The organism is Kineosporia sp. NBRC 101731 (assembly GCF_030269305.1).
Taxonomy (GTDB): Bacteria; Actinomycetota; Actinomycetes; order Actinomycetales; family Kineosporiaceae; genus Kineosporia.
This window is the reverse complement of sequence record NZ_BSTC01000001.1, coordinates 376,779-396,568: the sequence shown is the minus strand read 5'-3', so window position 1 is coordinate 396,568 and position 19,790 is coordinate 376,779. Positions and strand designations below refer to the sequence as shown.

Here is a 19,790-nt window from a genome sequence, read left to right as displayed (position 1 = left end):
CACGAGGGCCAGGCCCTCAGGAATCACTTGACGTTGACCTTCAGGGTCTTGCTGGTGCCCAGACCGGTACCGGCGGCCTTGTATGTCACGTAGACCGAACGCTGGCCCTTCGGCAGCGCGACCGTGACCGACCCAGCACCGAAGGAGCTGGATGTGACCTTCTTGAGCACCGGGTCGGCGCCCGCGATCGAGCGGTAGAAGGTCAGCGTGGCCTTCGAGTTCGGGTCGCCGTTGGCCGAGAGCCGCACCTTGCCCTTACCCAGGGCCTTGGCCGTCAGGCTCACGCTGGACCAGACCTCGGTCAGGTCGGAAGGGCTGCTCAGGCCGTTCGACTTGGCGAGGAAGTAGGTCGACTTGTTGACCTTCGTGGAGAGACCCCACTCACCCTCGGCGTCGGTGGTCACCGAGTCCAGCAGGCTGTAAGACCTTTCGCCGGATTCCTTCGAGTAGATGTCGACCGAGCTGTTCGGCAGGTAGGTGCCGGACAGCTTCGCCGTACCACCCGTCGCACTGGCGGTGACCCTCGCCGTGGCGCTGAGAGTCAGCTTGGCCACGGCAATCTTGATCTCGCCGGTGGCCGTGTCCTTCGCCGCCGGGGCGGTGAACCCGGATGCGACCAGCGTCGCGTTCGCGGTGAGGGTGCCCGGGTTGTTGGAGATCTCCGCTGTCAGCTCGACATCGCCACTGGAGTTCGAGCCGGTCAGGAAGGTCGTGCTGAAGATGCCGGCGGCGTTGGTCGTCAGGGTCGAGTCGCCGAGCGATCCCACCGTCGAGGTACCCGTGCTCAGGTCGACCTGCGCGCCCTGGACCGCGTTACCGAAGATGTCCATGACCTTGCCGGTCACGATCAGCGTCGAGCCCGGGGCACCGGCGATGTCGTCGACAGAAACGGTCCATCCGGCAGCGGCAGCCGGCTTGTCGACCGTCACTGTGGACGTAGCGGTGGCCGTACCCGACGTCGCCGTGACGGTGTGCTCACCAGACTTCGAGAAGTAGACGTACGCACCGCTGATCGCACCGGACGCGTCGGTCACGACATCCAGCGACTCGACGAGCTTGTCCGTGGCGCTGGGAGTGGCCGTGGTCGAGAACCAGACCCCGTTGCCGCCCGTGAGCGTCACTGCCTTGTACGCCAGTGCAGCGTTCGAGGCGTCGAAGACCGTACCGGTCACGGCACCGGTCAGGTTGCCGAACTGCGGCGTACCGGTGGCGTCCTGAACCGGGCTCGGAGCGACGTTCCCGAGGATGTCCACGCTCATGGCGCCGGTGACCGGCGTCGTGAGCGTCACCTTCGAGGCAGCAGAAGCACTGGCGAAACGGATGGTCCCCCCGGGCGATGCGCCATCGAGCACCGAGCCGTACTCGAAGTCGAACGTCTTCGTGTCGCCGACCACCGGAGCCGGGGCAGGCACCGTGTAGACGTACGAGAACGTTCCGGTGGCGGAGACCGGCGCGAATCCGGCGGTCGTGCCGTCCGGAATCTGAACGGTCACCTGCTGCGGGTCGCTCTGGGACGGCACGAACGGCGCCCCGAACTGGTCCTTGATGGCGCCCTTCAGCGTCACGCTCGTCGCCCCGACGGTCGGCGTCAGCTCGGCCGCGGTGCTCGTGGTGGCGATCTCGGTGGCCGCCGACGCGGCGTAGGTGACCGTCTGCGTGGTGCCGGAGTGACTGTTCGAGGTCGCGCTGACCGTGTAGGTACCCGAGGACGAGTCGCTCGACGTGACCTTCAGGGTGGCAACACCCTTCGCGTCGGTCGTCGCGGTGTAGACCTTGCTGGTCGCCGTCGCGGTACCGGCCGTACCGTCAGCGGTCAGCTTGGCCACGTTCGTGGCGTCGCCCGCAACGGTGAAGGTGACCTTCGCCCCGGCCACCGGCAACGGTGTGCTGTCCGCCGCCGTAGCGGTGAACTCCAGAGAAGCGGTGCCGGACTTGGCCGCCACCGTACCGCCGGTGACCTTGACCTTGCCCTCGACCGCCGTCGTGCCCTGGGTCAGCGTGGCGACATTGTTGGATGCCACGGCAATGGTCTTGGCATTGTCGGTCGGGTAGGTCCCGGGTGCGACCGCGGCCAGGTCACTCTTCAGAGTGATCGACCCGGCTCCGGTGGGCGTACCGACCGTGAAGGTGCTCTTCCCGGTGGTGGTCGAGTAGGTCGGTTGCAGGTTGGAGTTCGTCCCGACGCCGGCGGCGGAGGACGTACGGTCGATGAACGTCAGATCGTTCAGCCGCCCGCCCAGGCCGGTGGCCACCGAGGCACCACGAGCATCCGACAACGAAAGCGTCTTGCTGTAGGTGACATCCGCAGTAATGGGATCACCCACGGGGGCAGGGGATGTCGTCGCCAGAACCGGATTGACGTCGTCGGTCGTGTCGGATGCCGTCGTCCCCAGGCCACCGGTGTCGAAGACATTCAGGGTGACGAGTGCGGTACTGCGCTCGTCCGCCGTGTCGTAGACCGAGTTGGAGTTCGCGTCCGAGAAGATCCGGAACTTGTAGGTCCCCGGAACGTTGCCGGTCACGTACACGTAGTCGGTCTGCACGAGCGAACCGATAGTGCCGACCGCGGTAGCCGCACTTCCCGGCGTCGGGGTCGCCGCGGTGGCGGACACCGGGTCGGTACCGGCGTCCTCCAGCGTGTTGTTGCTGAAGGTCATCGTCGGCACGTCGGTACCGGCAATGGACCCCGCAAAGGTGGCGCTGTAGACGTTGCCGACCGAGGTCACCGTCACGTCGTCACCGTCGCCGACAATGGTGTTGAGCGCCGTCGCCAGGCTCGTGTTCGTCACCGGCGCAGAGACCGGGGGGCCCGTCGTGTTGCTGCCGATGGTGATGTCGAAGCTGCCAGTGGTAGGGGTGGCACCGAAGGTCAACGTCTGGATCTCGTTGACCGCCGCAGTCGGCACCGTCGTGAAACCATTGGTGGCCGCCACGGCGTTGCTGGCCGCCTGATCGAACGCGAGCACACCGTTGGTAGGCGCTGAGTCCACGGCCAGCACCGCGTTGGCAACCGAGGCTTCCTGAATCTTCAACGCATACGCAGCATTGGCCGTCGCGGCGCTGGCGGTGCCGAAGTTTCCGACCGCGATCGATGTCGCACCACTGTTCAGCGCGATCTCCGCCGGCGCAGCGAAGGCCGGCGAGGCGAAGATCCCCAGGCCGGCGCTGCAGAGGGCCGTGACGCCCAGCGCCGCAATGGGAATGCGCGCATTTTTGCTCTGGAGGTTCATCAAGCTTGTTCCTTCCTCTGCGATCCCACCGGCGGTGGAGATCGCCCCTTGACCCGTGACCGTGAGCTCCCGTCCCCCACTCGCGGCACTTCCGTCGCGGAGGGGCCCGGCAGGGTCGGGCTATCACTGAGATCAGACACGGGTCGACGACTGCGACCCGCGACAGACTGTAGGGGAAGGACTACATGGCGTCATGACTTAGGGCTTGTCTCGACGTGTCGCCCGCATCATCAGACGCCGGACGCATCACGAATAACACCGGATAATCGGTCTATTAACGTTCAGTGACCGCGAATGTCGCACCGAGGACCTTCGGATCGCCCGCAGGTCTCTCACCTGCACAGTTCCGAGCGAGACGGCAGACACAGGCCGCCCAAACCGGTCATGATCGCTCAGATCGATCTTGAGCGAGGGCCGCGAACGGTCGAGAGTGCGCCCGAAAAGCCACAGGTGGGCTCACCCAGAAAGCCGCACACCGCGTCGCTCGATCAGATCAGCGCCACCGGATCGAACCGAAAAGATGACGGCTCAAGTAGGCCTAGATCCCGACAACCTCGCCAGAACGGATGAGGCCGAACGAGTTACAGTCCCGAACGCAAACAACGAGGGACATCGCTGGAACTACCGGCGACGTCCCCCGTTGCTGGGACTTCCGGCCGATCAGAAGGCCTGCAGCGTCAGCGTCACACTCTTCGGGGCAGGGTCGGTCACGAACGAGGCTTGTTCGCAGACGTCGTCGAAGGCGAAGCCGTACGCCTTGCCGTTAACGGTGTGCTCGTGGAGGATCCGGGCATAGTGGTTCGTGCGCGAGGGACGGTAGTAGAGGTTGTCGTTCTTGATCGGCTGCTTCGTGCGGTGCAGGACACCGCGATTCAGGCCGGCCGCGACCACCGCGGCGATCGGCCCGCCGACACCGTCGTTCGGCGCGTTCAGCGCCCCGTCGCAGAACAGCACGTCACGGGTGCTGGGCTTGACGAAACTGGCCTTGACCGCGCCATCCTGGCGGAACACCAGCTTCGAGCCCTCGACCCGGCCCAGATAGGTCTGATTGTTCGCCACCACCGTGAGCGTCTTCGACGCGTACTGCTCCCACCGGGCGTCGATGTACGGGTCGAGATAGGAGTTCGAGAAGATCCCGCGGTCCAGGCCGTGGCTGGGGGCGATCACGCGCAGGTTCCCGATCGCCAGCTTCTTGAAGCCCGGCTGCTTGCGGATCTCGGCGAAGACCTTGGCCCGGGAACCCGATGCGAACCGGCCGGTGGTCTGTTTCCGGGCGCCGGTGAGCGTGATGTACATCGGCAGACCGAACATGTCCACGGCCGTGGTGTTGGTGTGGAATCCGCCATCGTAGGTGAATTCCATGAAGTCGTGCAGAATCTTGTAGGAAGGGTCGGTCTTCACCCATCCCGCCGGGTACTGGATACCGACGCTGTTGCCGCTACCCACCACCTTGAACTTGAGCGGCTGACCCATAGAGATGTAGATCCGACCCGAAAGCCTGGCCATCGGAATGCTCTTCAGTGAGCTGAGACGCATTCCGTAGGCTGCGTAACCATTGGCACCGTTGTCCGCCAGGCTGGCGGCCACGAAAGTGCCGTTGGCCTTGACGTGACCCATACGTCCCGACGACAGCTCGGTACCGACAACGTGCACCCAGATCTTGTCGCTGCTCCACCTGCCCGTGTTGTTCACGATCTTCAGCGGGAGCTTGTTCGCGGCGTGCACCAGTTCGGGAACGGCCAGCAGGCCGGCCGCGCCCAGCGCGCCACCGCCGAGAGCACCCAGAAACAGATTGCGACGACTCAGGTTCGGCATGTATCGATTTCCTTCAGATGATGGTGGACGAGGTGCCCGGTGACCGTCGATACGGTCACCGGGCACCTCTGGTCGCTTCAGGTCGTCTCAGTCACTGACTCAGAACGGCTGCAGCGTCAGCGTGACGTTCTTGGGCGCGTTGTCCTGGATGTACGACGCCTGCTCGCACACATCGTCGTAGGCGAAGCCGTAGGCCTTGCCGTCGACCGTGTTCGCGTGCAGAACGCGGGAGTAGTGATTCGTCGTGGTGCCCGGGTAGAACTGGGCCGGGTCGGTGACCGGCTGCTGGGTCTGCACCAACACTCCCCGGTTGAGACCGGCGGCGAGGATGGCCCCGATCGGGCCACTCACACCGTCGTTCGGGGAGATCAGGGCGCCGTTGCAGAAGAAGACGTCCTTGGTCGTCGGCTTGGCGAACGAAGCCTTCACCACGCCGTTCTGCCGGAACACGAACTTCGAGCCCTCGATCTTGCCGGTGTACTGCTGGTTGTTCGCCGTCATCGTCATGGTCTGCGAGCTGTACTGCGACCACCGGGCGTTGATGTTCCCGTCCAGGTAGGTACTGGAGAACAGCCCGGCATCGATACCGTGACCCGGCGCGATCACCCGCAGGTCGCCCTGCACCAGCTTCTCGAAACCATTCTGCCGACGCAGGGCTTCGAAGATCTTCGCCCGGGCACCGTCTTTGTACTGGGCGATCGACTGGGTCTTCGAACCGCCCAGGGTGATGTACATCGGCAGGCCGAACATATCGACCATGGTGGTGTTGCAGTACATGCCGCTGTCGTTGTTCGTGAACTCCATGAAGTCGTGCACGATGTTGTACGACGGGTCGCTGCTGACCCAGCCGGCCGGGTACTGCAGACCGATACCACTACCGGTGCCGACCACCCTGAACTTGAGCTGCTCCCCGATCGAGATGTACACGCGTCCCGAAAGCGCGGCCAGCGGCAGCGTGTTGAGCTGGCTCAGGCGAATGCCGTAGTTGGTGTAGCCGTTGGCAGCGTTGTCCGAAAGAGCGATCTCGGCAAAGTTGCCGTCCGCCGTGATATGGCCCATCTTCCCGGTGGACAGGTGGGTACCCACGACGTGGACCCAGATCTGGTCGCTGCTCTTACCGGTGTTGTTCACGACCTTGAGGGGCAACCCGTTGGCGGCGTGGACCAGCTGGGGAACCGCGGTCAGACCGACGGCTCCGAGGATGCCACCGCCGATGGCCCCACGGATGAGGTTGCGGCGAGTCAGGTTTGGCATTTTTCGTCCTAAATTCTCGTCAGCGACTGAAGGTGAAGGCGTCCACGTCGGCGAACTCCTGGGTGCTGCCCGACGTGAAGGTGAGGTAGAGGTCGTGCGTGCCGGTGGTCTTGGCCAGCTCGCCCGGCACCGCCTTGTACTTCTCCCAGCCGCCGGTGTTCGCCACCGAGATCTGGGCGACCGGTTCTGCCGCCGGGCTGTCGAGGCGCACCTGGATCAGACCGCTCACGCCGGTGTCCGCACCGGAAGCGACCTTGGCCACGAAGGTGTGGGCCGTATCGTCACCGAAGTCGACGCCCTCGTACACCGCCAGGTCGCCGTTCGCGATGGAACCCAGCTTCTTTCCGCCGTCCTGCGTCGCAGGAGTCTTGATACCCGTCTGACGGTCGAAGCTCTCGGCCTGAATGGTGCCGAAGGCGTCGCGCTCTCCGGAACCGTTGGACGTAACCGGCTCAGTGGCAGGGACTTCGGCGGTCGGGTCTGCGGCCGGCTCGGTCGTCGCCGTCTCACTGGGCTCGGGTGCCTGCGTCTGTTCGTCCGAGCCGCTCGTGTCCCCGCCCTTCTGGAGCACCTTGACGTAGTCGACTGTCATCGGCTTGCCCGACGCGGTGGCGGCCGTCGGACTGCCCGGCCAGCCACCGCCGACGGCGACGTTGAGGATCAGGAAGAATCCGTGATCGGTGGCCTTCTTCCAGACGTCCGCGCCGACCTCGGCCTCGGTGACCGTGTGATACTCCTCGCCGTCGACGTACCAGCGCAGCTCCTCGGTCGTCCCACTGCGGTCGAGTTCCACCGCATAGGTGTGGAAACCACTCTGCAGACGGGTGCTGAATCCGGTCTTGCTGCCACCCAGACCGGTTGACTCGTTGCACACACCTCCCGGCGCGGTGCCGCAGTGCAGGGTGCCGTAGACCGTGTTCTGGCCGTTGACGTTCTCCATCACGTCGACCTCGCCGATGCCCGGCCAGTTGGTGTACGTGCCCCGGAAGTCTTCGCCCAGCGACCAGAAGGCAGGCCAGATACCCTGTGCCGCATCGCCACTCACATTGGGCAGCTGGATGCGGCTCTCGAAGCGCACCACGCCACCCTCGGGAGCGGCGAAGTTCGTGCGCTGGGTCTCGATGCGTGCCGAGGTCCAGTTGCCAGACGCGTCGCGGATGGGGGTGATGTTCAGGTTGCCGTTGCCGTCGAGGCCGGCATTCGCGGTGGAGTCGGTCATCTCCTCGATCTCACCGGTACCCCAGCCGTCGGCACCGCCGGGATAGCTGTGACCGATGTCGAAGAGCCAGTTCTCGGACGAAGGTGAGGTGCCTTTGGCTCCCTCGAAGTTGTCCGACCAGACCGTGCTGAAGTCGTCGGTCGAGGCGGCCACCGTGGAGGCGGGCGCACTGTGACCCGGCACCGCGACGGCGACTGCCGCCATCACGGCCGCTGCGACCGCTCCGGAGGCGACGACCGCCGTCCGGCGCGTACGCGAAAGACGTTTCTGTGACATGCGAGGTGATCCTCTTCGGGGAAGGTTCACGAACTGGTGGTCAGCGGGGCCCGGCCGGTTCAGGCCGACCGGGCACCGAAAGGCTTTTTCAGCTGAGGCCGTTCGCCACGGCCCGGGTCAGCTCGGCGTCGGTGGTGTCGCCGGACAGGTCCCAGAAGAACGATCCCGCCAGATTCTGCTTCTTGGCGTAGTCCATCTTTCCGGCGATGGTCTCCGGGGTGTCGTAGCTCCACCACTCGCTGCCGCACTTGGCGTACGCCGTGCCGGCGACCGTGCCCGTGGCCGGGCACTTCTTCTTGAGCACCTTGTAGTCTTCGATGCCGGCCTCGTAGGTGCCGGGCGCGGCGCCGGTGGCGGTACCACCCGGCTTCTCCTGGGTGACGCCGGTCCAGCCGCGGCCGTAGAAGCCGATGCCGAGAAGCAGCTTGTCCGAGGGAATGTCGAGGCTCTTCAGCTTGGCGATCGCCGTCTCGGAATCGAAGCCCGGCTCCGGCGCGCCGGCGAAATCGGTCAACGGTGAGTGCGGGGCGGTCGGGCCCTGCGCGTTGAAGGCGCCGTAGAAGTCGTACGTCATCGGCATGAACCAGTCGACGTACTGCGCGGCGCCACCGTAGTCGGCCGCCTCCATCTTGCCGCCGTCGGTGCCGTCGGCCGTGATCGCCGAGGTGACCAGGTCGTCCTTGAACTCCGTTCGCAGCGCCGACATCACCTTGCGGTAGCTGTCGAAGCCGCTGGTGTCCGTGCTCAGACCGGTGGCGTTCGGGTACTCCCAGTCGATGTCGATGCCGTCGAAAACATCGGCCCAGCGCTCGTCCTCCACCAGGTCCCGGCAGGACTGGGCAAAGGCCGCGGGGTCGGCCGCGGCCTCGCCGAACCCGCCGGACCAGGTCCAGCCGCCGAACGACCAGACGATCTTCAGCTGCGGGTGCTTCTTCTTCAGCTCGCGCAGCTGGTTGAAGTTGCCCGCGACCGCCTGGTCGTAGGTGTCGGCCACGCCGCTGACGGATTCCTCGGCCGGGAACTTCTTCTCGTAGTCGGCGTAGGAGTCACCCACCACGCACTTGCCGCCGGTGACATTTCCGAAGGCGTAGTTGATGTGGGTGAGGTGGTCGGCGGCACCGCTGGTGTCGAGGTCTTTCACCTGGAAGTCACGGCCGTACGTGCTCCAGTTGGTGTAGTAACCGATGACCTTGGCCCCACCCGCGGGGGTCGTCGGCTCCTGCGTCGAACCGTCGGTGGGCTCGGTGGTCGTGTCGTCGGTGGGTTCCGTGGTGGTGCCGTCGGTGGGCTCGTCCGTAGGTTCGGTGGGCTCATCGGTCGGTGATCCGGTGGCGGTCGGCATCGCGGTGGGCTCGTCGGTGGGGGTACCGGAGCAGGATCCACCGTCGACCCAGACCTCAGAACCACCCTTGGCGCCGGGAACGTCCGCGTAGGACCACCATTTCGCGGTCCAGGAGTGATTCTCGTAGGTGACGATGTCGCCGCCGTTGTACGAGGCGTTCTTGGCCCAGGAGGCTCCGGTGCATTCCGTCGCGGCCTCAGGGTTGGCCGCGCTGGCGCCCAGCGGAGTCAGTGTCGCGACCATCGCGACGGCCGCAGCCGAGGCTGCTAGCCCGGCTACGACGATTCGAGCACGCTTCATGGCGATCCCTTTCAGGGTGGGATTCATGATTAGTGAGGGGTCTTAAATTAACTGCCGATACGAGAACGTATCAGCCGGATCAGGCCGTGCGGCCTGCTCAGAGGCCCCTTAGGAATCATTTAGGTGGCGCCAAAGAGCCCCATACCTATGAGGAGTGAACCGCTACGACGCGAACACGCAGAGCAGCCCCCGGGAGCAGGGCTCCCAGGGGCTGATGAAAGACGGTGTGCTCAGAGTGTGTAGCGATCGACCCCGAAATTGTCCTCGTCCAGGACGACACCACCGGCCGCCTCGACCAGAGCCCGGGCGGTACGCGCGATGACCGGAGCCACGCGGGCCCGGCCGGCCCGGAAAGCTTCTGGTGGATAGCGCTTTTCCCGGTCTTCCGGGTTCGGCGGCTGCCAGCGCACCTCGTAGGTGACGAGTTCTTCGCTCGCCCAGGGCTGACCGATCACGGTCGGGTCGTCGATGTCGGTGAGATGCACCTGGATCTCGACCACGCCGTCCCAGCCGAAGTCACCGACGATGGCGAAGCCGTCGATCACATCGTCCTCGGCAAGCATCTTGCGGTCGCGGGCGTCGGCGCGGGCGTGCAGCGCCTCCAGATCCTGCGAGCTGAGCGGGCTCCGGCCGATGTCTTCAATGAGGATCTCGCCGGTGTAGGCGGCATCCGGTGGCCCGGGCCAGTCCTCCCCCTCGACGGCGAGCACGGCGCCGGGCATCTCCCGGTTCACGATGCCCAGCAAGGTGTCGGGCTCGAGCCACGTACGGGAGTGGATGATGTAGTCGACCGCACGCTCCTGATCGGGCTGGATCAGCTGCAGGGTGCCGGCCACCCGCACCGCACCACCGATCCGCCGCGCCAGACTGACCAGCAGCTGCAACGCGCGTCCCTCATCCCGCCAGGGCAGACCCTCGGGGAACGCGTAGGCAAATCCGTCGCGGTCGTCGACGCCCGGCATCGGCGGGTCTTCCCGCTCGACCGGGGCTTCCAGGCAGTAACAGATGGTCCAGGGCATGGGGACGCCGGCGTCGACCGCATCTTCCATGGAGAGCTCGTAGGGGCCTGTGATGCGGCTGTGCCGCCCGATCTGGACCTCACCGGTGTTGTAGAGGTCGCTGTTCGGGAGACGGTCGCGCACCAGGGTGTCGACCACCTCGATATCGACAGTGGTCGGACAGAGCAGCAGATGCCGCGCAGCAAGATCGACGACGGAAATACCGTCTTCCACCTCGGCCACGGGCTCCACTGCCCGGTCACGTCGTCTGCGGGCCGCCACGAACGCTTCCTCCCGTCGAAGATCCTCAGACCATCGTACGGTGGAACGAGAGGTACGAACGGCTCGGCGTCGGGCCGCGCTGCCCCTGGTACCGGGATCCGTAGTGCGCGCTGCCGTAGGCATGCTCGGCTGCGCTGGTCAGACGGAAGAAGCAGAGCTGACCGATCTTCATCCCGGCCCAGATCTTGATCGGGAGTGTCGCGACGTTGGACAGCTCCAGCGTCACGTGCCCGGAGAATCCCGGGTCGATGAAGCCCGCCGTGGAGTGCGTCAGCAGCCCCAGCCGACCCAACGACGACTTGCCCTCGAGCCGCGCCGCCACGTCGTCCGGCAGCGTCACCTTCTCGTAGGTCGACGCCAGCACGAACTCGCCCGGGTGCAGCACGAAGGCCTCGTCCTGCGGCACCTCGACCTGGTGCGTGAGCTCAGGCTGCTCTTCCGACGGGTCGATCACCGGATACTTGTGGTTGTCGAAGAGCCGGAAGTAGCGGTCGATGCGGACATCGATGCTCGACGGCTGGATCATCGACGCCTCGAAGGGGTCGATGCCAATCCGTTCCTTCTCGATCTCTGAACGGATGTCGCGGTCGCTGAGCAGCACCGGAACAAGGTAGCAAGGAGTTACCGCCCGCAAGCCGCCACGCCGCGGCAAGATCCCACGAGGCGGGATTCCCCACACGCCGCCCAGACTTGATAGTGTGTGCGGGCCCGGTCGGAAGACGGGCAACGCGGGTGTAGTTCAATGGTAGAACATCAGCTTCCCAAGCTGACAGTGCGAGTTCGATTCTCGTCACCCGCTCCACCACCAAGCGCCAGGTCAGAGGCCTACAAGCACCTGTCTGGCGCTTCGTCGTTTGGCGGCTTCAGCGGGATGAGTCGCGGGCAACTACCCGATGAACCAACGCAGCGTCCAGGCACCGGTGAAGAAGACCAGGAGCGGGATCGCGGCGGCGGCGAGAAGCATCTGCAGCCAGCGCCGTCCTGGTCTGGCAAGAATCTCGGCGAGCAGGATGTACATCGGGATCCAGGTCAGGGTGTACCGGGCGGAGGAAGTCAGGGTGGTCGAGCAGACCAGCACCACCATGTTCAGGCCCATGTAGGTCACTTCCGGCCAGCGCCTGCGCACCACCAGGGCCACGGTGACCGCCAGTCCGACCAGCACCGCGACCAGATCAGCCGTTGCCGGGATCGAGACGCGACCGTTCAGGAAGGCATCGGACCAGCCCTGGGCCAGTCCGGTCCAGGGTGCCGCCAGCCTCCGGTCCCATCCGAGTTTCTCAGCGTCGTTCCACTCCGTCCAGGACCCGGTCTGGGAGTGCAGCCAGGCGAAATACGTCGCGACGGGAACCACTGGAAGCGCCAGCGAGGCACCGGCGTACCAGCGCACTCCCGGCCGCCGACGGTACAGCTGGATCACGAACATCACGGCCAGCGCGCAGATCAGGAACAGCCCGTTGACCCGGACCGCGGTTGCTCCCGCCGCGGCCAGACCGGCCCACCACCACCGGCCCCGTCGCGCGAGCAGCCAGGCGGCCAGCGCGAGGGCCAGGAACAGGGCCTCGCTGTACACCACCGCCATGAACAGGCTCAGCGGGTTCAGGGCCAGAGCGGCTACCGCCACCTGCCCGGCCGCCGGACCACCGTGCTCCGCCGCCAGACGCCACAGCAAGGCGGCCGCGATCACGCCCGCAACCAGCGTGATCAGCATCCCGGCCCAGATCTCGTGGCCACCCAGCAGCGGAGCGATGGCGCGCATGAGCAGCGGGTATCCGGGGAAGAACGCCTGGGAACAGCAGCGGACCGGGCCGGGGAAGTAGCCGGACTCCGCGATCCGCAGGAACTGCCCGGAGTCGAAGGCCGCGAAGCGATGGGCGGCCCAACCCGATGAGGCGTCCCAGGGCTGGTCGGAGACCTTGACCATACTCCCGAGCAGCAGCAGCGAGCCGATCACGGCGACCCGGCTGATCACCCAGATCTCGACCCGGCTCCAGACCTTCAGCGCTCCGGCCGCCAGACGCGCACGCCTCCCGGATTCTTGACCCCCGGGGGTGGGGCGGGCGCCAGGTTCTGGCTCGCCCTTGGTCAGGACCTGCAATGAACTCATCGCTGAATCATCCTGATTACCTTGGTAGGGCGCAAAAACCTCAGACAGCGACCACTCGCTGGACCGACGTTGCCCCGCCCGGCAGTTGGCAAACGGGTGACGAGGGCACCATGAGCCATTCCGGCTGATATCAGCCGACGCAGCGGGATCGTGGCTGACCCGTCGGTGGGGACCGCCGGCTGCCAAAGCAGCCGGAAACCTATGACCCGTAAGTTTTTTCTATGTGCCCCGCGACGTCAACACCCAGGTGATCCTCACTGAGGTCCACGTCTGCGGCGCCGCCCCGACCCGTCCCCGAGACAGGCCGACTCATCGATGCCCGACAGTGGACAATGGGCCGCGTCGTAGGGCCCCGCGAGACGGTCGAGCAGAGTCCGGTGGTCATCCCAGTCCCCAACGCTTCGGTGATGCAGCCCTGATGCAGGAGCGATGCGGCGTGAACCATCAGCGCCAGGTTCCCCGCGGCCCTCCGTGAAGACGGCTCGGACTTGTACCGCCTCATCGTTGTGGCCGACTGGTGCCTGTTCGCTGCGCCTTTCTCTCCCTTGACATAGGTCAACGTCAGAACGAGATCTGCCAGTTCCGAACCATACTCACTTCGATGCCCACGACATCGAGCGCAGAACTCAAGATCTGCGGGACCCCTACATACCCGGCACGTGAATCCCTTGACGTAGTTGGTGTTCCAGAAGAAGGCACCGACCCGGTCATACAGAACCTGACGTATTCTCGCTCGTTCGTCTACGCCTACCACGGCTCGCCGGCAGAACTGAGCCAGCGGTCGATCTCCGCATCTGCCTCAAGAAACTTGTCGATCGCGGTGAGCGCCTCGTCGGCCGACCGCACCACGCACACCCCGGGTGCACCCACCAGAGAAGGAGCCCAACTGGTGCTCTCTACAACAGATTTGAACAGGACAACCGGCCGCCCGTGCTCAACTGCTACCCGCGCCTGGATACGCGCCCCTGAGGTCTCCCCGGCCTCGATGACGACCGAGGCCAGGCCGTAGGCACTCATCACGGCATTGCGGAGAGGGAAGGTCTGCTTACCCGGCGGCGAGGACGGCCAGAACTGCGACAGCACAAGGCCTTCCGATGTGATCCGCGCCTGTAGTTCGGCATGTTCCGGCGGATAGTTACGCTCGATCCCGGTACCGATGACCGCGACCGTTCGACCATGGGCATCGAGAGCTGCCCGATGGGCCGCGCCGTCTATGCCTCGGGCCAGGCCCGAGACCACGGTGAGCGAACGTTCGACGAGACCTTGACTGACCTCGGCAGCCATGTTCAGACCGTGGTCAGTGGCCCGACGGGACCCGACCACGCAGACGCCTCGATCGTCTTCCAGCACTCGGCCCGCAGCGAAGACAAACGGTGGCATCTGTTGCACGTCGCGCAGCTGGGCCGGGTAGAAGTCATTCATGAAGGTCAGGAACGCGAAAGGGGCATCCTGCCAGGAACGTACCTGCGCACGCGCCTCGATCAGCCGAGGGTCGCCGTCTCCGGTCTGATCCAGCAGATCGGCGGGCACGAGATGGGACCACAACTCCCGCGCACTGCCCAGCTCGGCAACGCGATCGGTGATCTGTTCCCACGAGAGCCCGTCCGGCCTGGACTGCAGGAGGGCCACGAGAGCGGCCCGTTCCTCGTCGTCCCAGGCCACGTGCATGAGCACAAGCCTAGGCCGCGGCATCCCCACTGCACTGCCAGATGCGGCGACGCGCCTGAACTCCGACATCATGCGACCCCCGCCCGAACTGAAGAATCGTGACCGCCTCGGCACTCACCGTAGTACTCGCGTCCATAAAAGTACTGTTTTCGACCCAAAGCCAGAGGCGGAGTCCATCGAAGGAATCTCCTCAGGCGTCCGCACCTGCGTCGGGGTTCGGCGGAACCGACCGAACCCCGACGCAGGTGCCAGGACAGGCCCTACACCTTGACGACCGGCTCCTGCAGTTCCGTGACCCACTCCGCCGCGTCCCCCGTGCCGTAATGGACGTACAGCTCGCGGTTCAGCCCGGTGGAGCGGTAGCCGTGGGCCTCGATCCAGTGGGCCAGCCGCTGGATCGAGGTGAGCACGTCGTCCATGGGGCCGTGATGCAGGATCGTCGCCGCCTGGGTGATCGCCGGCAGGTCGATGATCTCGACATCATGGGACGGGCCGAGCTCGAGGTTCACCGGGCAGCCGGCGTGAACGATGACGCCTTCCCCGCCCGGATCTTCCTCGTACCAGGCGATTCCCGGGCCGACCGGGGAAATTCCGGCCTGGGCGAGCCGGTCGTACAGCTGCTGGTAGAGAGGACCGATCACCGGGGTGATCGAGGTCGGCTCGAAGTTCTCCGCCGGGGCGGACAGCTGGGCCAGCCGGACGGCCGGCACGGACTTGATCTGAATATCCTCGGTTGGCATGACGCCCTCCGTATCGATGATGGAGAGTCGCACCGCGACCTGGGTGAGCCGGTCCTGATCCTGACGTACCCGCTCCTGGAGCTCGGCCCTGCGCAGTCGCAGCATGCCGTGCAGCTCCTCGGTGCTGATCTTCCCGTCGATGATCGACAGCACCTGCTCGAGCGTGAAGCCCAGGCCCTTCAGCACCACGATCCGGTTCAGCCGGGACAGCTGCACAGCCTCGTAGAACCGGTACCCGGTGGCCGGGTCCACGGATGCCGGGCGCAGCAGTCCCAGCCGGTCGTAGTGGTGCAGCATCCGCACCGTCACCCGGCCGTGTCTGGCGAAGTCTCCAATGGTGAACATGACTCCCCTGGTCTATGGCCTGACACGGTGGGAGGGTCAAGAACGCAAGACGCGAGTGGCCCGTCCCGGACGGGATGGGCCACTTCGGTGATCGGCTAAGCCGTCGGTAGTTCTATCGAGGTCTTCCGGGAGGCCAGGTAGGCGCCGGCCCGGGCCATCAGCCGGGGCGTGAACCAGCAGGCCACCCCGGCGACCAGGACGCCGGTGGCGACGTCGATCACGTAGTGGTTACCGGTCAGCACCACGGTCACGGCCACCCCGGCGGGGTACAGCCAGCCGAAGCGCCGGGCGAACCGGCCACCGCTCCGGTGCCAGGCCCAGGCACACCACACAGCCCAGCCGACATGCAGACTCGGCACGGCCGCGTACTGGTTGGTGAGGTGCTCCATACCCTTGGGCGCGCTGGCCCCAGCACCCCACCAGCCGTAGTCCGACCAGACCCGCAGCATGTCCATCCAGGCGAATCCGGGCAGGAGCCGCGGCGGCGCGACGGGCATGGTGATGTAGACGATGAGGCCCATGGCAGACATCACGATCAGCGACCAGAGGGCGGACTGGTAGGCCGCGGGACGCTTGCGCCACAACCAGACCAGCACCAGCGGTGTCACCAGGTAGTGCAGGCTGGCATAGGCCATGGACAACGGCACCGCAAGGAAGCCGTGCTGCAACGCCCACTGATTGACGTCGAGCACCCAGCTGAACCCGAGGTCGTCATCCAGCCGCAGTATGGTCTGCCCGCGATGTACTGCGGCGGAGATGTCCTGACCGGAGAAGGAACGCCCCATCGAATAGAGCACCCAGGCGCCGACAACCAGCACGAGCTGGCCGATCACACCGCCTCGGGGATGCACCCGATCTTCGGACTTCTCCTGTTTCGCAACGCGTTTGGGCTCCGTTGCCGCCTGCGTACCGACCTGTGGGGGCACATAGTCGACAGGCAGCAGAGCCATTAGCCGATCCTGCCGTCTGCGTGGCGTAAGCCGTTATCGGCCAGCGCCTTTCCCCACCTCGCCTGAGCGCGAACCCGCATTGTCATGCTCCTGTACTCGACGACATTGCCGCTGCCCCCACAGCGGGGGCCGAAATCCTAGGTAATGGTTTATCGCCGCCCAGACGATTTGGCATCCTCCTGAGGTTGTACAACCAGAGCAGTAGTGACCGGGCGGCGCATAACGAAAAAGGACGTGCAACATTAACTATTGCCAGGCACACGCCTGGGGCAACGCAATACGCGGCATTGCCACGCTTGCTAACGATCACCCCGGGCGAACCATTCCGCCATTCCACACGCGAGACTGAGACACATCAGACAGAGCCACGGGCCCCCGGGATCAGGACAGACGTGCGATGTGAACTGGACCTCAGCCGCGGAGCGCGGCGGCCAGAATCCGGGGAAGCCGGTTCCACGCGGGTTTGGCGGCGAACGCCGTGAGCGCCGCGCCGGTCAGGTGCGCAGTGCGGTGGGTCACGAACCACGGCGGCCTCGGCGGAGCGAGGGCCGGCTCACCGGCGAACAGCGACCGCGGGGCCGGGCGGAACGGGCCCCGGATGACCGTGCGCTCCGGACCGCCCAGGAGCAGCGCGTTGTGCACCGTGCCGATTCCACTTCCGACGTCGGTGAGTTGGTTGCCCGGGTAGGCGCCCCAGGGAACACCGGGCAGGGCGAATCCCAGTCCGATCCAGACGTTGACCCCGATGCAGCCGTAACGCATTCTGGCAAGCTGGTTCTCGAACTCGGGACCGAGTGATCGCAGTGTGGCGGGATGGGCGATCAGGTGCGCGCCGAGGCTCCCGCTGATCGAGTCGTTCGCCAGGTCGACCGCATCGGCCAAGAAGTCGGCGCCCAGGCCGGGCAGCGTCACGACCCCCAGGCCCGGTCCGAAAACCTCAGTATCGAAAAGGTAGTCGCGTTCGGCGGAGGAAACCGAACCGTCGATCGGACCGGCCAGCACGCGTCCACCGGGAAGCTTCTCGGCCCGGGGAAGAGCGGCCTGCAGGGCCTTCAGCCGCTCGTCACTGCCGGGGTAGTAGGCCGCACGGCGCGGCGCCCGCGCCAGAGCACCGCGCAGTTCGTCGAGAAACTGGTACTTCTGAGCCCAGTCCGAGCTGATCACCACCACCTGGGTGGCAACGCAGTTGTAGCCGTTGTTGTGCAGCCGCTGCGACGCCAGATTCTCGGCCTGAAACCGCAGATCGGCCGTGGACCAGCGCCCCGGCAGCACGATCGCCGGAGCCACGCCACCCAGTTCACTGCTGATCGGCTTGGTGAGCAGCGGTGTGCCGGCCTTCTTGCGCTCGGTGCCCTCGGGCCCCGGACCGAAGACGATCGCGTCGTGGGTCTGCGCGCTACCGGTGATGTGCACGTGTACGACTTCAGGATGATGCACCAGGTAACCCCCGACCTCGGCGCCCCCGGTGACGATGCGCATCACGCCGTGCTCGGTGAGTGGCCGGAAGATCGCCTGGAACACCCCCAGCAGCCGATCGGTCACCGGGTTCAGCTTCACCAGCACCACGCGGTTCGCGCTGAACAGCTCGTGCAGGGCGTCCAGCACCGGGATCGAGGTGACGTTGCCCGCACCCAGCACCGCACCGATCCCCGCCGTGCGCCCGGTCTCGCACTGCGCCCGGCCGGCGAGCGCCTTCACGGTCTCGGCCGTGACCCCGGGCGGCATCCAGACGTCGGCCGTGTAGCCGTTGAGGATGACGCGATCGACCGGGTCGTGGGGCAGCACCCTGACCGTGGTGCGCCCGCCGGGAGCGGTGCCGAACCGGTGCCCGTCCACGGGGTTACCACCACGCTGCAGGGTGCGGAACGTGTCGATGAGCGCGGCCAGGCCGTTGAGCAGGGCGTACGGCCCGGTCAGCCATTCCTCGCCGGTCGGCGGGGTGTCGGGCGCGAGCTGCTTGAACTCACTCGCCGCCTGCACCCAGTCATGGGCGTACAGGGCGGTCAGGGCATGCACCCGGGCCAGGAGCAGCCTTCTGGCGGGTAGTGACGTGCGACCCCAGATCTCGACACCCCGGCCGAGGTCGGTCAGGGCGGAATCGACGGCGCTGAACCTCCGGTGCGGAGGTGCCTCGGTAGTCACCGATCCATCATGACCCCGCACTGCACCCTGCGGCGATGGCCGAACGACCACAAATCCGGTGGGTTGCGACACTCTGTGCGATCAGGTTGCGGTCAGATTGCGGTCAGGCACGAATGATGGACGAGGCGCTCACCGACCTTCAGACCAATGAGCTGACCAGCTCGTCGGGGCGCGATGTGCTCAGGACCAGCTCGTTCGCGATCGCGTGCCGCCACACGGTGAGCCGGACCCGGGCCGGGCCGCGCAGCGTCACCCGGACGAAGTGCACCGGACCGCCCCGGGTGACGGTGGCGCGGCCTGAGCCGAACGGCACGTCGATCCCGAGACCGATCGGGCTGAGGGCCGTGGTCGGGTCGAAGCGTTCGGCCCGGACGATCATGGCCCGGGGCACAGCGGCACCCCCGATCAGACCGAAGCGCAAGGTCAGGGAGCCGGGATCAACGATGATCCGGCCGTTCAGCGCGCTGGCCATCACCACGAGGATCAGGACGGACGGGGTGAGCAGGGCCGCTGTCACGAGGGCGGCGGGAGTGGCGGGCAGCAGGGCGAAGACCAGCGCGGCCAGCCCGATGGCCTCCATCGTGGCGATGAGCGCGACCCCGATGGTCAGGTAGACCCAGGCCAGCCGGGGGCCGAGATCGAAGATCTGACCGCTATGCCCGGCTTCGTCCATTCCTGAAGTATGACCGGACCACTCGCCCGAGCCGTATTCGGACACCGCTGGGCGACTCGTCGTCAAGGTTTCGGACCAGCGAAATTGCTCTCGAATTGCGCTCTGGCGGAAGTGGATCAATCTAGAGACAGCACCGGGCCGAGGAGCGGCCCGGATGTCTATGAGGAGTGACCACAATGACCATCACGGGCATCATCTGGGCAATTATCATCGGCTTGGTCATCGGTGCCCTGGGGCGTCTTGTCGTCCCTGGCAAGCAGAACATCCCGATCTGGCTGACCATCGTCGTCGGTATTGTCGCTGCGCTCATCGGAACCGCCATCGTCGGTTCGCTGAGCGACACCAAGGGCTTCGACTGGATCGAGCTTCTGGTTCAGGTCGTGCTGGCAGCAGTGGGCGTCGCCCTGGTCTCGGGCATGCGGTCCAACCGCAGCATTCGCTGACGCTGAGCC

The 19,790-nt window shown here is 65.9% G+C and carries 14 protein-coding genes and 1 tRNA gene; 2 read left to right on the top strand and 13 right to left on the bottom strand.

Going from position 1 to position 19,790, the window contains the following annotated elements; translation table 11 throughout:
• Positions 1-23 precede the first annotated feature (23 nt).
• The 7 genes from QSK05_RS01650 to dcd all read right to left on the bottom strand — a co-directional run bounded on the left by QSK05_RS01650 (position 24) and on the right by dcd (position 11,317).
• Positions 24-3,230 carry a beta strand repeat-containing protein gene (locus QSK05_RS01650; RefSeq protein ID WP_285593158.1) on the bottom strand — a complete coding sequence of 1,069 codons (3,207 nt, stop codon included), beginning with the start codon at positions 3,228-3,230 and terminating at the stop codon, positions 24-26.
• 660 nt (positions 3,231-3,890) lie between these two features.
• Entirely contained in the window at positions 3,891-5,045 is a 1,155-nt protein-coding gene (locus QSK05_RS01645) for a beta-1,3-glucanase family protein (protein ID WP_285593156.1), read from the bottom strand.
• A gap of 99 nt (positions 5,046-5,144) precedes the next feature.
• Positions 5,145-6,299 (bottom strand): beta-1,3-glucanase family protein, encoded by a 1,155-nt coding sequence (locus tag QSK05_RS01640; protein WP_285593154.1) that lies wholly within the window; start codon positions 6,297-6,299, stop codon positions 5,145-5,147.
• A gap of 19 nt (positions 6,300-6,318) precedes the next feature.
• Positions 6,319-7,794, bottom strand: a complete 1,476-nt coding sequence (locus QSK05_RS01635; RefSeq protein WP_285593151.1) for a carbohydrate-binding protein — start codon at positions 7,792-7,794, stop codon at positions 6,319-6,321.
• Positions 7,795-7,882: 88 nt separating this feature from the next.
• Entirely contained in the window at positions 7,883-9,436 is a 1,554-nt protein-coding gene (locus tag QSK05_RS01630; RefSeq protein WP_285593149.1) for a glycosyl hydrolase family 18 protein, read from the bottom strand.
• A gap of 230 nt (positions 9,437-9,666) precedes the next feature.
• Positions 9,667-10,716 (bottom strand): hypothetical protein, encoded by a 1,050-nt coding sequence (locus tag QSK05_RS01625; RefSeq protein ID WP_285593146.1) that lies wholly within the window; start codon positions 10,714-10,716, stop codon positions 9,667-9,669.
• Positions 10,717-10,741: 25 nt separating this feature from the next.
• Positions 10,742-11,317, bottom strand: coding sequence for a dCTP deaminase (gene dcd, locus QSK05_RS01620; protein WP_285593144.1), 576 nt, complete (start codon positions 11,315-11,317; stop codon positions 10,742-10,744).
• Positions 11,318-11,444: 127 nt separating this feature from the next.
• Here dcd and QSK05_RS01615 point away from each other — a divergent pair.
• A tRNA-Gly gene (locus QSK05_RS01615) sits at positions 11,445-11,518 on the top strand.
• An 84-nt stretch (positions 11,519-11,602) separates the two neighbouring features.
• On the opposite strand, the gene QSK05_RS01610 is transcribed toward QSK05_RS01615, so the two are convergent.
• From QSK05_RS01610 to QSK05_RS01585, 6 genes are all read right to left on the bottom strand, one after another.
• The gene (locus tag QSK05_RS01610) at positions 11,603-12,820 is read right to left on the bottom strand and encodes a glycosyltransferase family 39 protein (RefSeq protein ID WP_285593143.1); all 1,218 of its coding nucleotides are present in this window, start codon (positions 12,818-12,820) and stop codon (positions 11,603-11,605) included.
• Positions 12,821-13,567: 747 nt separating this feature from the next.
• Positions 13,568-14,488, bottom strand: coding sequence for a DNA-processing protein DprA (locus tag QSK05_RS01605; RefSeq protein ID WP_502879723.1), 921 nt, complete (start codon positions 14,486-14,488; stop codon positions 13,568-13,570).
• Between the two features lie 260 nt (positions 14,489-14,748).
• Complete coding sequence (locus tag QSK05_RS01600) at positions 14,749-15,573, bottom strand: MerR family transcriptional regulator (protein WP_285593140.1); 825 nt, start codon at positions 15,571-15,573, stop codon at positions 14,749-14,751.
• A gap of 95 nt (positions 15,574-15,668) precedes the next feature.
• Positions 15,669-16,523, bottom strand: coding sequence for a phosphatase PAP2 family protein (locus QSK05_RS01595; RefSeq protein WP_285593138.1), 855 nt, complete (start codon positions 16,521-16,523; stop codon positions 15,669-15,671).
• A 411-nt stretch (positions 16,524-16,934) separates the two neighbouring features.
• A complete protein-coding gene (locus QSK05_RS01590) occupies positions 16,935-18,665 on the bottom strand; it encodes an aldehyde dehydrogenase family protein (protein ID WP_285593136.1) in 1,731 nt (576 codons plus the stop codon).
• A 139-nt stretch (positions 18,666-18,804) separates the two neighbouring features.
• Positions 18,805-19,338 carry a hypothetical protein gene (locus QSK05_RS01585; protein WP_285593134.1) on the bottom strand — a complete coding sequence of 178 codons (534 nt, stop codon included), beginning with the start codon at positions 19,336-19,338 and terminating at the stop codon, positions 18,805-18,807.
• Between the two features lie 176 nt (positions 19,339-19,514).
• On the opposite strand from QSK05_RS01585, the gene QSK05_RS01580 reads away from it, so the two are divergent.
• Complete coding sequence (locus tag QSK05_RS01580) at positions 19,515-19,781, top strand: GlsB/YeaQ/YmgE family stress response membrane protein (RefSeq protein WP_285593132.1); 267 nt, start codon at positions 19,515-19,517, stop codon at positions 19,779-19,781.
• Positions 19,782-19,790: the final 9 nt, after the last annotated feature.